We start from the raw sequence: 12,344 nt of genomic DNA on the forward strand, positions 1-12,344 counted from the left end.
CCGGCGGCGCCGCGATCCGGTCCGCCGACGGCATTGCCACCCGCCACACCGTCGGCGGACACTGGAGAGATGGTTGACAGGGAGCAGCGGACACCGTTCTACGGAGTGGTGCTGATTCTCGCGGCGCTCGGTGCGTCGATGGCGGTCAGTTACTACGGACCGACCTGGTTCCGCGTCACCGTGTACATCCTCACGGTGATGATCGTCCTGGTGGGCGGCATCATGACGTTCCGGGACTACTCGCACTGACGCGGACGAAGCGGCTCTGACCTGCTATGTCAGCAGGTCAGAGCCATTGTGCGCCCCCGGCAGGACACACAGAACATGGGCAACTGGAAAACACCTGGTCATCGTCAGTATGTATCCGATCTGACGATTGAGGTGGCCCCCACGGGTCTATTGTTCGCCCTTGTCGTGCCGAGGCCGGGGCACTGTGAACATGCGAACGGATCCGAGCTGCGGTTTCCCGATTGCTCGGGCAGCCCTTCGGGCCCACAGCCGAATCAGGCTACGTCTTGTCGCCGCTGGTTTTTGGGTGCCGACCGGCACCACGATGTCAGTGGGCGATGCCGCCGGTGGCCGGGGTGCGGCCGTGCCTCATTATCAGCGCGAGCGAGAGGGCGAGCACCGAAGCGGCCGCGCTGACCCAGAAACCCAACTGGTAGCCGTGATCACCGAACAGGTCCGGCAGCGGGGTGGCCGGTTGGGCTTGCCCGCCGACGCTCACCAGGGCGCTTATGCCGTTGTTGTGCAGGAATGCGGTGACGATGGCCAAGCCGATCGCGACTCCCATGGATTGCATGACACCGAGCATGCCGAGACTGATGCCCTGTTGTTCCTGTGGAACCGCCTCGACAAGCAAGATCGGCATGCAGGCGTAGTACATCCCGAATCCGATGCTGAAGATCGAGTTCACGATCAGGAAGTTGGTGGTGGTCAGCGGCAGCAGCGCGAACGCGATGCCGGCACCGGCGAAGATGAACAGGGCGACGACCAGAGGCAGACGGGCACCGATCCGCTTGGCGAGCAGGCCCGCCACCGCTCCGAAGATCATCGTGATCACCGAACCGATCAGCGCGATCCGGATCGCGAACTCGAGCAGGGAATACCCGCTGCCATAGGTGTAGCCGGGATCGAGGGCGACCTGCACCGCCTCGGGCGGCAGCGCCTGACCCGTCAGCTCCTGGATCTCGGCCAGCGTGCCCTGCTCGACACCGGCGACGACCGTCGACTCCGGTGGGGTCTGGGCCATGTAGGCGATGGCGTAGGAGACGATGCCGATCTGCAGCGACGCCAGGAGCGCACCGGCCAGGACCAGCGCGACGCGCGGGTGGAAGAGCAGCTCCATGTCCATGATCGGTGTCGACACACGCTTTTCGACGACGACGAACAGCACCAGCAGCGAGATGCCGGCGATCAGCCACGCCAGCGTGGTCGGCTTCGCCCACCCCCAGTCGTGGCCCTTGTCGACGTAGATCAGGGTGAGCGCGGCGCCGCCGGACAGCAACGCGGCGCCGACGACGTCGATCCGCTCGGGGACCCGCAGCTTGGACTCGGGCACGATGAGCCACACCAGCGGCAGCATCGCCAGGGTGAACGCGGCGAGTACCCAGAAGATGGCGCGCCAGCTGTGGTTGTCGACCAGGTAGCCGTCCAGGATCGGGCCCGCGATGGAGGCGATACCGAAGCCCGTCGCCGTGAGACCGAGTGCGAGCGGAATCATGGTGCGCGGCATGAGGTCCCGGATGAGTCCGTAGGCGATCACCGCGGTGGCGATGGCGGTGGCCTGCAAGCAGCGGCCGAACAGGAAGACGGCCCAGTTCGAGGTGGTCGCGTCGAGCACACAGCCGATCACGAACAGGACGCCGCAGATGAGGAACATCCGCTTCTTGCCCGACACGTCGCTCATCTTGCCGATCAACGGAGACGCGGCCGCTCCGATCAACCCGAAAACGATGATGGCTCAGTTGATGTCGGCCCCGACACCGGGGAAGCTCGGCGCGATCTTCTGTATTGCCGCCGCGACGATCGTGTACTGCATCGGGGCGATCTCGGAGAACAGGACGATCGCGGCCAGCACCGTGAAAATCCTGGCGCGCGAGGCGCCGTCCAGCCGCCCGGTGTCGTTGTAGTCGTCTTTGGCGAGTTGAGAGGTACTGGTGGACATGGCCACGCTCCGTTGTTCGGTCGAGATGGTCGAGCAGTTGGGTCAGTAGACGCAGGCGGTGTGGGGGAGATCGGCGACCGAGGTACCTACCCGCACGATGAACTCGCCCGGCTCGCTCTCCCAGCCGGTGGGTCCCCAATGCTGGAAGGCGCGCTCGGGCAGGGGGATCGCGACGGTCCGCGAATCGCCGGGAGCCAGGGTGACGGCGGTGAAGCCGGCCAGCCAGCGGACCGGTCGATCCACGGCACTGTCCGGGCGCGAGAGGTAGACCTGAACGACCTGTTTGCCTTCGCGATCTCCGGTGTTGGTGACCGTGATCGAGACGGTGCGCCCCTCGATGACGAGATCGTCGGTCGACCAGGTCGTGTAGCCGAGGCCGTGGCCGAACGGGTAGGCGGGTTCGGTGCCCGCCCGCAGCCACGCGCGGTAGCCGAGGTGGATGCCCTCGGTGTAGTCGAGAACACCGTCGACCGGCGTGGTGTTCAGGACCGGGACGTCGGCCATGGTCTTGGGCCAGGTGGTCGGCAGCCGGCCGCCGGGTTCGGCGGTGCCGGTGAGCACGTCGGCCAGTGCCGCGCCGAACTCCTGGCCGGGGAACCAGGCCAGCAGCACCGCGGCGACGTCGTCACGCCACGGCATCTCCACCGGCGCACCGGAATTCACCACGACGACGGTGCGCGGATTCACCGCGGCGACGGCGGCGACGAGCTCGTCCTGACGGCCGGGCAGCCGCAGGGAGGTGCGGTCGACACCCTCGCTCTCGATCTGCTCGGTGGTGCCGACCACGACCACCGCTACCTCGGCCGCGCGTGCCAGTTCGACGGCGGCCGCGAATTCCTCGTCGTCGTCGCGCTGGGGACGCCGGATGCCGAGGGTGGCGCCGAGAATGATGCCGAGGCCGGGCATCGCCTCCTCGATGCTCGTCACGAGCCGCACCTCGATCTCGTCGCCGACGGCGAGCGCGCGGGTCACGTGACGTTGGGGCGGGTTGAGCAGGGCCGCCGCCGGATCGCCGGAATCCAGGGCTACGTTCTCGTCCAGCACGGTCTCGCCGTCGATGTCGAGCCGGATGTGGCCGACACCGCCGAAACCGATCTGCCAGTCACCGGCCATGTCGGCCCGCAGGCGGGTGCGCATCTCGACCGTGTTCGACTGCGCGGCCAGCGGTTCGCCGAGCAGCACCAGGCGACTGGTGGTGCGGTGCTGGGTGCCGAGCACGGTGTCGTCCTTCAGGTACCGCGCGGACAGGCCCGGCTCGCCGGTCTCCGGGTCGGTCATGATCGCCAGCGGGGCCGGAATCAGGTCCTCGGACAGGTGAACACCCGCGGTGTAGGTCAGCGGCAGGCGCCCGGTCAGGCCCTCCACCGGGGTGGTGGCGTGGCCGGGGATCACGGTCGCGCTGCCACCGCCGAGAAAGCGGGGTTCGCCCGCCGAAGGGCCGAGCAGGGCGACGGTCGTCTCCGGCGCCAACGGCAGTGCGCCGTCGTTGCGCACCAGGACCATGGCCTGCGCCGCGATCCGGCGGACCAGATCCTGGGCCTGCTCGTCACTGAAAACCGGTGTGGGCTGGGGTGTTCCGTCCAGGGCGCCGACCCGCTGGGCGAAGCGAAGGATGCGGCGCACCTTGTCGTCGATGGCCGACTCGGCGATCTCGCCGGCACGCACGGCGGCGGCTAGCGGTTCACCCCACAGGTACGGCGGGCCGGGCATGCACAGGTCGGTGCCCCGCGCCGCGCTCTCGGTGGTGCGCACGGCCGTCCAGTCCGAGACCACCACCCCGTCGAATCCCCATGTGCCCTTGAGCGGTTCGTCGAGCAGTGGGTTCTCGGTCATGGTGGTGCCGTTGACGGCGTTGTAGGCGTCCATGATCATCCACGCGCCCGCCTCGACGGTGCGTTCGAACGGGTAGAGGTAGAGCTCACGCAGCGCACGGTCGTCGACGTGGACGTCGACGGTGAAGCGATCGGTCTCGGAATCGTTGGCCACGTAGTGCTTCGGGCACGCGCTGACCCCGTGCGCCTGCACCGCCCGCACGTAGGCCTCGGCCATCTCGGCGGTGAGCAGCGGGTCCTCGGAGAAGCATTCGAAATGCCTGCCGCCCAGTGGGGAGCGGTGCAGGTTCATCGTCGGGCCGAGCACCGCGTAGACGTCTTTGCGGCGGGCTTCGGCGGCGATGAGGGCGCCGATCTCGGTGAGCAGGGCGGGGTCCCAGGTCGCGGCGATCGCGGTGCCCGAGGGCAGGCTCACCGACGGGTCGCGTTCGTCCCAGTTCTCGCCGCGAACACCGGAGGGTCCGTCGGAGACCGGCATCTCGGCGAGTCCGAGCGCGGGGTCACCGGCCATCCGGAACAGGCTCGCGCCGGAGATCAGCCGGAGCTTGCCGTCCAGATCCAGCTTGGCGAGTAGTTCCTCGATGTGGTCTTCCATGAAGGAGGCAGCCTTTCCTAGGTCAGCGGGTGATGGTGCTGGCTTGATCGGACCAGTGGGGGTTGTGCAGGATTTCGCCGGTGTCGGCGAGGAACACGGCGCGGGCATCGGGATCGCCGCGCAGCCGGTCCATGAACCAGGCGGTGACGTAGCCGAGGTAGCGGTGGACGCCCTCGGTGCAGCTGTAGTTGGTGCAGGTCGGCTGGCCTTGGACGTCATTGTGCTGGGCACCCACCACCGCGGCGCGAGCCTTGGGCAGCTCCGCGGGTAGCGCGTCGTAGTACGCCTGCATCGACTGCATGCCGATCAGCTGCGGCGGGAGTTGCTGTGTCGAGGGCGAGGCACCGTCTGCCGAACCGTTGACCAGCAGCACCGAGCCCGAGGTGACCGCGGTGGGATCGATGCAGGCGCTCTGGCTGTCGACGGTCGGCAGCGACGCGCAGGCCGCCGACCACGGCATCTCGAGGGTCACCGCGGTGTCGACAGCAGTGCCGCCGCGCGCGAGCGCGTTGATCGCGCCGAGGCCGCCCTGTGAATGCCCCGCGGCCCCCGCGGTGGTGGTGTCGATCTTGCCGTGGAAGACGCTGCCCGGGTCGCTGTTCTGCTGAGCCAGGTACCGCACCGCGTCGAGGATCTGCACGCCGGTGCCGGTGTCGGTGCGGTCGGCGGCGATCACCACGAATCCCCACGACGCGAGATGCGCGAGCAGATACGCGTATTCGCGCGGGTGGGCCAGGGTGCCGTTGCCCCAGGTGATCACCGGATGCACGACACCGCCTGCGCCCAGATCGGCCGGGTGCCAGATCTCGTAGCTGTCGCCGGTCGACGTGCAGCAGTCGATGCCGGTTCGCTCGGCCACTGCCCAAGGGCCGGGCGCGTAATAGGTGGCTTCCAGCGGGGCGGCGGGCTGATAGGACGGCGCCGCCGCTGCCGGTGTCACCCCGGTCGCCGCGGCGACGAGCAGTGCGAGAGAGATCAGCGCGGCCCGCGCGCCGGTGCGCGGGCGCCGACCGGACAAGACAGTTTTGTTGCTCACGATGTCGGACGATAGGGAGATCAACGGCTGGACAAGGCGGGCCGCGCCGTCTTGCAGACTATTTGCAGACACCCCGCGCGGGGGGAAATCGGCGACGTAAGCTCGAAATGATGAACGAGTCGGCCCGCATTGTCGCGGACCTCGCATGAGCGAGGTCGGCTCGGCGCTGCGTGTCGCGCGAACAGCCGCGGGAATCAGCCTTCAGGGCATGGCCGCGCGCACGAACTATTCCAAGCCGTATCTCGGTCAGCTCGAGACCGGGGCCCGGGCGGTGCGTGCCGAGCACGTGGCCGCCTACGAGTCGGCGCTGGACACGTCGCTGGATCATCTGCACGACCAGCTCGCCGTCGAATCGGTCGACGAACTCGACGATCTGCCCACCCAGCTGTCGTCGCTGCTGTTGCCGCACCGCACGCACGCGCGTGGCGATCACCCCACCTTCGCCACGACCGAACTGGCGGCCGCCGAGCAGCTCGTGACCTGGGCGCGGGGCCGACAGTGGGGCGACGGGCAGGCGCCGCGCCACGCGGTCACAGCGTGGCTGACCGCGAATCTGCCCCGATTGCAGCAGCTCTCGGATGCCACCCGGCACGGTCGTGCCCTGCGGGTCGGTGCGGAACTGGCCGACATCGCCGCCGCCATGAGCTGGGACGTGGAGGACATCGCCGCGGCTCGCCGGTATTCGGTCGCCGCCGCGCGGCTGGCCCACGCCGCGGGTGACACGGTGCTGACGGCCGCGATCCTCACCGAGTCGACGTGGCAGCTCCTCGACAGTGGCAGCCCGGCGGAGGCGCTGGAGGTCGCCCAGCTCGCCCAGTATCTGGCGCGCCGCACGGCGACGCCGCCGCTGCGGCTGGCGCTGGCCGAACTGGAGGCGTACGCGCACGGCATTCTCGGTGAACAGGCCGCGTTCCAGCGCGCGATCGTCGTCGCCGCGGAGTGCCGTGGCGAAGCCGCGGAGACCGCGGCCGCTGATCGCCCCGCCGACCGCAGCCTCACCGCGGCCACCATTGGCATGCTCCTCGGCCCGCGCCGGGACTGGCCGGGGCCGGGCCGGCAGTCGCGGCTACTCGGGCACAGCTACCGGCAGCTCATCGCCACCCGGCCCGAGCTGGCCCGGATCGCCTTCGGCGAGGTCCATCCACCGTTGCCGCGGGAACTCCTGACACCGGCGATGGCGGCGATCTCCTCGGCTCGCCTGCAGTTGATGCTCGGCGAGCCCGAACACGCGGCCGAGCAGGTCGGGCTGGCGTTGTCGCTCGATGGCAACCCGACCGGCCGCACCGCCGCCCGGCTGTCCGACGTCTGGCATGAGTCGGTCGAGTTCGCTGCGGTCCCGGCGGTGGGCGAAGTCCGCGGCGCGATCCGCGACATGGTCAGGCATCCGTGAGCGCGGGTGCTCGGCCGCGGCCGGACCGGCGCTGCGCGCCACCGTCCCCGCGCATCCCCGAGCTCGGCCGACTCAGCCGGTGGCTGCCGCGCCGCGCCGGCTGAGCAGCAGACCGATCAGCCCGGACTCCTGACTCTGTGTGCTGATCATGTCGCGGGCCGCCTGTTCGACGGGGCCGCCGGTGGACAGCTCGTCGAATGTCTGGGCCATGGCGACGCCGCCTTGGTGGTGGCGATACATCAGGCGCAGGAACATCGTTTCCGCTTCGGCGCCGCGGGCCTGGGCGAGGGCGTCGAGATCGGCCCGGGTGGCCATGCCGGGCATTGTCGCCGACGCGGCGTGGTGGTGACCGGTAGGCATCCATGACATCGGGTGCGGGTTGGTCGGGGTCGTCCCGGCCAACCGGAGCCAGCCGAGCATCATGCCGATCTCCAGGCGCTGGGCGTCGGCGATCTGGTCGGCCAGTTGCCGCACGGTGGGATCGACGTCGGCGGCGAGCCGATCGACCATCATCAGCGCCTGCTGATGATGGCCGGTCATGTCCTGCACGAAGCCGATCTCGGTGGGCGTCAATGCCGCTGCGGTCGAAGCGGTCTCGGGCACCACGGCCGGTCGCAGGGCCGCGCCGAGCACCAGCAGGAGCAGGATCGACGCGGCGGCCGCGGCGCCCAGCAGCACCCGCCGACTCATGAGCCGACCGTCGAGTGCTGGTCGGCGGGCGGGGTGTACACCTCGGGCGACAACTCCAGGGTGAGCAGGCCGTTGTCGGCGCAGGTGGCCCACAGCTGATTGCCACGCCATTCGGGAGCGGAGAAGCACCAGTCGGTGGAGAGGTCGCCGAAGGCCACGTCGCCGGTGCGCGAGCTGGTCGCCTGCTCGGGATCGAAGGCGCCCGACTCGACGGCCTGCATGACCGAGGGCGCGCTGAGCAGCGGGATACCGATGATCGAGGCGAGGGCGTGCGGGGAGTTCCACAGCTCGCTGTTCTGGCCGGTGCGCGCGGGCGGGTTGTAGTAGGCGATCTCGCGCGCCTGGAACGGATCGCGCACATCGAACACCCGGATACCGGAGGAGATCCAGCCACACGCGAGCGCGGTGGGATTCACCGGACGGTCGGCGGAGCAGTAGTGGGCGTCGTAGGCGAACAGTGAGCCGCCCATGCTGGAGGCCATCGCGCTGTCGCGGTGCTGCGCCAGATTGATCTCCAGCTTGATCGTGTTCACCACGCGCGGGTGGGTGTCGTCGGAGATGTCGATGAGTTTGACCCCGCCCGAGCCCGCCTCGTCGGCGCTGAACAGGTACGGCACGCCGTTGTAGGTGACGGGGACGTTCTGCTGGGTCGCCCAGCCGTCGGTCCAGGTGAGCTGGGCGATGATCGGCACCTGCGGGTCGGGATCACGTCGCTGCACCGCGGAGGTGTCCAGGATGGTCAGCCCGCCCATGTTGTTCGCCAGATACAGACGGTTGCCGTCGGCGCGCAGGCCCATGCCGTGCATGGACTGGCCCGGCATGCCCTGCCAGATCACGCGGGGGTCGGCCGGATCGGTCAGGTCGACGGCGCTGACGATGCCGGGGATGACGCCCGATGCCCAATAGGTGCGGCCGTCGGGGGAGAAGCCGCCTTCGTGCGCCGTGATCTGCACCGGCAGGCTCAGGTCGGTGCCGGGGCCCGGGTTGAGCAGGCGCGGGTGCGCGCAGTCGGAGATGTCGTAGACCGAGATCAGCCCGGCGCCGGTGAACGCGGGAACGCCGGTGCCGACCAGTAGCTTTCGCGCGGCGTTGACCTTGAGGCTCTCCCAGGTGCCGGCCAGCATGGCCGGCTCGGTGAGCGTGGCGGTGAGCACCGGGTTCGCCGGATCGGCGACGTCGATCACCTGCACGCCCTGCGCGGGACCGAGCAGGTTGCCGGGGAAGAAGCTGCCCAGGTAGACGCAGTGGTCGAACTGGGTCGAGGTGATTCCGGCGCCGCGCCCGGCGTACCCGCCGATGCGGCTGATATTGCACCGGTAGCCCTGGGTGCTGCGGCCACTGTCGCGGTCGGCGGCGGATACGTCGCCCTGTAGGCCGGGTTCCGGGAGTGCGTCGCCCGCGCAACTCGCTCGGGCGACGGAGGTGTCGGCGATCGTCCGGTTCTCCAGGACGACCCCGGTGGAGTCGGGCTGTGCCAGGCCGGTGGTAGTGGGAATCAGCAGCACGGCCGCCGCGGCGACGAGCAGGCGGCGATGGGGAGTTCTCATGTCGTACTTTCGTGGTGGATGGCCAGAGTGACCAGGGCGTCGGCCGTCTGGCGGCAGAAGCGCTCGCCGTCCTCGTCGCCGCGGGTGAGGGCGCGCAGCAGCGTGGCGCCGCGCAGGAATTCGAAGAGCAGATCGGGATCACAGGTAGGGGAGACCTGGCCGGACTCGATCGCCGCGTCGATGGTGGCGCGCAGCGCGACCCGCGCCAGGCCCTCGCCGCGCTCACGGAGCCGCTGGTAGCTCTGCTCGTCGTCGTGATAGGCCGAGAGCAGGCCGGGGATGCCGGAGCGCGCCGCGGGGTGGGTGGCGGCGGCGAAGAACAACCTGGTCCACGCGAGCAGATCCGCGCCGATGTCACCGGTGGGCTGGGGGACCACGCCGGTGTCGAGCGCGAAGATCGCGTCCTCGACGAGGTGGATCTTGTTGGGCCACCGCCGGTAGATCGAGGTGGCGACGACCCCGGCTCGGCGCGCGACGCCCTGGATCGTCGTGGCCTGAAAACCCTGTTCCACCAGCAGTTCCTGGGTGGCGCGCAGCACCTGTTCGTCCAGCTGTGGGTCACGTGGACGGCCGGGACCCTGCCGGACCTCGCTCTGTTCGGTCACCGATCACTCCTCCTTCGATGTCGGCAGAGCGTAGCCGAGATCGGATCTTTTTAAAAACGCGTCATGGTGTATTCAAATTGGGCTAACTTGAAACCTGTTCCTCCCTTACTCGCGAAGGAAACGCCATGCTGACTCCTCAGGACGAACTGCTCTGCCACCAACTGCCGACCACGTTCGACCACGTCGTCCAGAGCGATCTGCGCTGGACCGAGCGCATCGTGCTCTACGGCTTCGACACCACCGGCCGGGTCAGCGTCATGACCGGCATGGCGCGCTACCCCAACCGCAATGTCATAGACGCCTACGCGATGGTCACTATCGACGGCAAGGCGCACGTGACGCGCCTGTCGCGGGAGATCAGCGGCAAGTACGACGACCTGGGTGCCTGGCAGGTCGGCCCCTACCGCTACGAGATCACCGAGCCGCTGCGCGGCGTGCGCGCGAGCCTCGGCGACAACGATCACGGGCTGCGCCTCGAACTGAACTTCGCCGGCCAGTTCCCCGCCTACGAGCAGGAACCCGCCTTCTTCCGCACCCGCGGCCGGGTCCGCGAGGACGCGCGACGCTACTACCAGAACGGTGAGATCTCCGGCTGGCTCGAGGTCGACGGCGAACGCATCGAGATCGATCCGAGCACCTGGTGGTTCGGTCGCGACCACTCGTGGGGCACCAGGCACGGCGGTGGTGGCGGCAGCCTCGGTGAGGGTGCCGGCCTGCAGCCCTCGGAGATCCCGGACGGCGTCCTGTACTTCATGGGCATCTTCCAGTTCGACGACGAGTTGGTGCATTTCGCCCAGCGCGAGACCGCGGATGGGCAGCGCTGGCACTTCGAAGGCTCCATCCAGCAGCCCATCGAGGCGCAGGTGCCGACCGTGCCGATCGTCAGCGTGACCCACGACCTGAAGTTCCGTGACGACTTCCGGATCGTCACCGAGGGCGCGTTCACCACGACCGCCGCCGATGGCACCGTCCGCACCTTCACCGTGACCGCGCTGCACGACTTCTGGCCGGGCTTGGCCGGCTACGACATGTACCGCGGCTACGCCTCCGGCATCTGGAAGGGCGAGTCCTACAGCGACGGCTTCACCGTCGATCTCGACAACACCGACGAACTGCGGCAGGTCAGCATGCTCACCGAGACGTTCTGCAAAGTCGAGAGCAGCGCGGGCGAAGTCGGCTACGGCTTGGTGGAGATGGTGTTCATGGGGCGCAACGCCCGTTACGGATACGAGGGCTACTGATGACCGCTCGACCCACGGCAGAAGATCTGCCCGCGGCCGTCGTCCCCGTGCTGCGCGAAGTATTCTCCGGCGCCCGGGTGTCGAACTGGTCGGCCAGCCCGCGCGGGCTGGCGACCGAGACCTTCCTGTTCGACGTGGAGCGCGATGACGCCGAGCCGGTGTCGCTGGTGCTGCGCCGCCCGCCCGAGGTCGCGCTGTTTCCCGACTACGACCTGCTGCGGCAGGTGCTCGTCATGCGTCGGCTCGCCGACACCGCGATCCCGGTTCCCGCCGTCCGCTGGCTGGATCGTGGCGCCGACGCTCTCGGCAGTCAGTACTTCGTGATGGACCGGATCGAGGGCAGCGCGCCCGGTGACCTGCCGTCCTATCATTCGGCCGGGCTGTACTTCGATGCCGAGCCCGCCGATCGGGCCAAGATGTGGTGGGGCTGCGTCGACACCATCGCCGAGATCCACCAGCTCGACTGGCGCGCCCTGAATCTGGACTTCCTGTCGTTTCCGCAATACGGGACCGCGCCGCTCGAGCAGATGATCGGCTATGTCGACACCGCGCTGGACTGGGCGTCGGCCACCCAGCCGCCCGCACTGCGCCGGGCTGTGGACTGGCTGCGCGCCAATCTGTACGAACCCGAGCACGTGACGCTGTGCTGGGGCGACGCCCGCATGTCGAACATCCTCTACGACACCGAATTCCGGGTCACCGGCGTGCTCGATTGGGAGATCGCCTACATCGGCGACCACGAGGCCGACCTCGCCTGGATGCTGTTCCTGGACTGGGCGTGTTCGGAATTCCAGGACACCGAACGACTTCCGGGCACGCCGACCCGGGAGGAGACCATCGCGCGCTACGAGGTGCGCAGTGGGATGACGGTGCGCAACCTGCGCTACAACGAGATTCTGGCGGCCGTCCTGCTCAGCATCCCGCTGCTGCGGATGGCGCACCGGCTACAGCTGCCGCCGGAGATCGACGTGACCGCGTTCTGCGCTCAGCGGATCGAGCAGTTGCTGGCCGAGGATTAGGTGTGGTCACGGGTCGCGGCGGCTCGGAATGACGTTACGCCGCGCCCCGGTCGGCCGCGGGACGACGGCCGGATCGTGGCAGGCGGATAGCTCCGAAGTCGGTTGTTCCTGAATTCCGGTCTGGTGCCGGGCCCGGTTGCCCATGCTTTGGGTTTCCTAGGGGGAGGCGCAAGGCAACCGCGTGACTTGCACATTTCCGTTTCGTTGGCGATTCGGAAGCAA

General features: G+C 68.8%; 11 protein-coding genes. 4 read left to right on the forward strand and 7 right to left on the reverse strand.

The annotated features are described in order from the left end of the window. The first annotated feature begins 69 nt into the window (after positions 1-69). Entirely contained in the window at positions 70-249 is a 180-nt protein-coding gene (locus EL493_RS10785) for a hypothetical protein (RefSeq protein WP_022567126.1), read from the forward strand. A 307-nt stretch (positions 250-556) separates the two neighbouring features. Here the strand turns inward: EL493_RS10785 and EL493_RS10790 are convergent, their stop codons facing one another. The 4 genes from EL493_RS10790 to EL493_RS10800 are packed head-to-tail and all read right to left on the reverse strand — an operon-like array spanning position 557 to position 5,630. Beyond that, complete coding sequence (locus EL493_RS10790; RefSeq protein ID WP_022567127.1) at positions 557-1,909, reverse strand: MFS transporter; 1,353 nt, start codon at positions 1,907-1,909, stop codon at positions 557-559. A 54-nt stretch (positions 1,910-1,963) separates the two neighbouring features. Then, entirely contained in the window at positions 1,964-2,167 is a 204-nt protein-coding gene (locus EL493_RS32980; protein ID WP_019045628.1) for a hypothetical protein, read from the reverse strand. Positions 2,168-2,209: 42 nt separating this feature from the next. Further along, positions 2,210-4,594 (reverse strand): beta-glucosidase H, encoded by a 2,385-nt coding sequence (locus tag EL493_RS10795; protein ID WP_019045629.1) that lies wholly within the window; start codon positions 4,592-4,594, stop codon positions 2,210-2,212. Between the two features lie 22 nt (positions 4,595-4,616). After that, on the reverse strand, positions 4,617-5,630 hold the full coding sequence (locus EL493_RS10800) for a poly(ethylene terephthalate) hydrolase family protein (RefSeq protein ID WP_126405661.1): 1,014 nt from the start codon (positions 5,628-5,630) through the stop codon (positions 4,617-4,619). A gap of 208 nt (positions 5,631-5,838) precedes the next feature. On the opposite strand from EL493_RS10800, the gene EL493_RS10805 reads away from it, so the two are divergent. Beyond that, positions 5,839-7,020: a helix-turn-helix domain-containing protein gene (locus EL493_RS10805; protein WP_232017282.1), complete on the forward strand. Its 1,182-nt coding sequence runs from the start codon at positions 5,839-5,841 to the stop codon at positions 7,018-7,020. Between the two features lie 72 nt (positions 7,021-7,092). On the opposite strand, the gene EL493_RS10810 is transcribed toward EL493_RS10805, so the two are convergent. The 3 genes from EL493_RS10810 to EL493_RS10820 are packed head-to-tail and all read right to left on the reverse strand — an operon-like array spanning position 7,093 to position 9,862. After that, positions 7,093-7,710 carry a DUF305 domain-containing protein gene (locus tag EL493_RS10810; RefSeq protein WP_030202501.1) on the reverse strand — a complete coding sequence of 206 codons (618 nt, stop codon included), beginning with the start codon at positions 7,708-7,710 and terminating at the stop codon, positions 7,093-7,095. Continuing rightward, positions 7,707-9,257, reverse strand: coding sequence for an LVIVD repeat-containing protein (locus tag EL493_RS10815; RefSeq protein WP_019045633.1), 1,551 nt, complete (start codon positions 9,255-9,257; stop codon positions 7,707-7,709). Before EL493_RS10815 ends, EL493_RS10810 begins: the two co-directional genes overlap by 4 nt. Then, a complete protein-coding gene (locus tag EL493_RS10820; RefSeq protein WP_019045634.1) occupies positions 9,254-9,862 on the reverse strand; it encodes a TetR/AcrR family transcriptional regulator in 609 nt (202 codons plus the stop codon). The genes EL493_RS10815 and EL493_RS10820 overlap by 4 nt, the downstream gene beginning before the upstream one ends. Positions 9,863-9,987: 125 nt before the next feature. Here EL493_RS10820 and EL493_RS10825 point away from each other — a divergent pair, with 125 nt between their 5' ends. Both EL493_RS10825 and EL493_RS10830 read left to right on the forward strand, forming a co-directional pair. Next, positions 9,988-11,103, forward strand: coding sequence for a hypothetical protein (locus EL493_RS10825; RefSeq protein ID WP_019045635.1), 1,116 nt, complete (start codon positions 9,988-9,990; stop codon positions 11,101-11,103). Further along, positions 11,103-12,122, forward strand: coding sequence for a phosphotransferase family protein (locus tag EL493_RS10830; RefSeq protein WP_022567128.1), 1,020 nt, complete (start codon positions 11,103-11,105; stop codon positions 12,120-12,122). The genes EL493_RS10825 and EL493_RS10830 overlap by 1 nt, the downstream gene beginning before the upstream one ends. Positions 12,123-12,344 lie beyond the last annotated feature (222 nt).

Origin of the sequence: Nocardia asteroides (assembly GCF_900637185.1) — a bacterium.
Lineage (GTDB): Bacteria > Actinomycetota > Actinomycetes > Mycobacteriales > Mycobacteriaceae > Nocardia > Nocardia asteroides.

Coding starts and splice junctions, on each gene's coding strand:
- EL493_RS10830 (WP_022567128.1), top strand. CDS start 11,103: ATGACCGCTCGACCCACGGCAGAAGATCTGCCCGCGGCCGTCGTCCCC.
- EL493_RS10825 (WP_019045635.1), top strand. CDS start 9,988: ATGCTGACTCCTCAGGACGAACTGCTCTGCCACCAACTGCCGACCACG.
- EL493_RS10785 (WP_022567126.1), top strand. CDS start 70: ATGGTTGACAGGGAGCAGCGGACACCGTTCTACGGAGTGGTGCTGATT.
- EL493_RS10815 (WP_019045633.1), bottom strand. CDS start 9,257: ATGAGAACTCCCCATCGCCGCCTGCTCGTCGCCGCGGCGGCCGTGCTG.
- EL493_RS10790 (WP_022567127.1), bottom strand. CDS start 1,909: ATGAGCGACGTGTCGGGCAAGAAGCGGATGTTCCTCATCTGCGGCGTC.
- EL493_RS10810 (WP_030202501.1), bottom strand. CDS start 7,710: ATGAGTCGGCGGGTGCTGCTGGGCGCCGCGGCCGCCGCGTCGATCCTG.
- EL493_RS10795 (WP_019045629.1), bottom strand. CDS start 4,594: ATGGAAGACCACATCGAGGAACTACTCGCCAAGCTGGATCTGGACGGC.
- EL493_RS10805 (WP_232017282.1), top strand. CDS start 5,839: ATGGCCGCGCGCACGAACTATTCCAAGCCGTATCTCGGTCAGCTCGAG.
- EL493_RS32980 (WP_019045628.1), bottom strand. CDS start 2,167: ATGTCCACCAGTACCTCTCAACTCGCCAAAGACGACTACAACGACACC.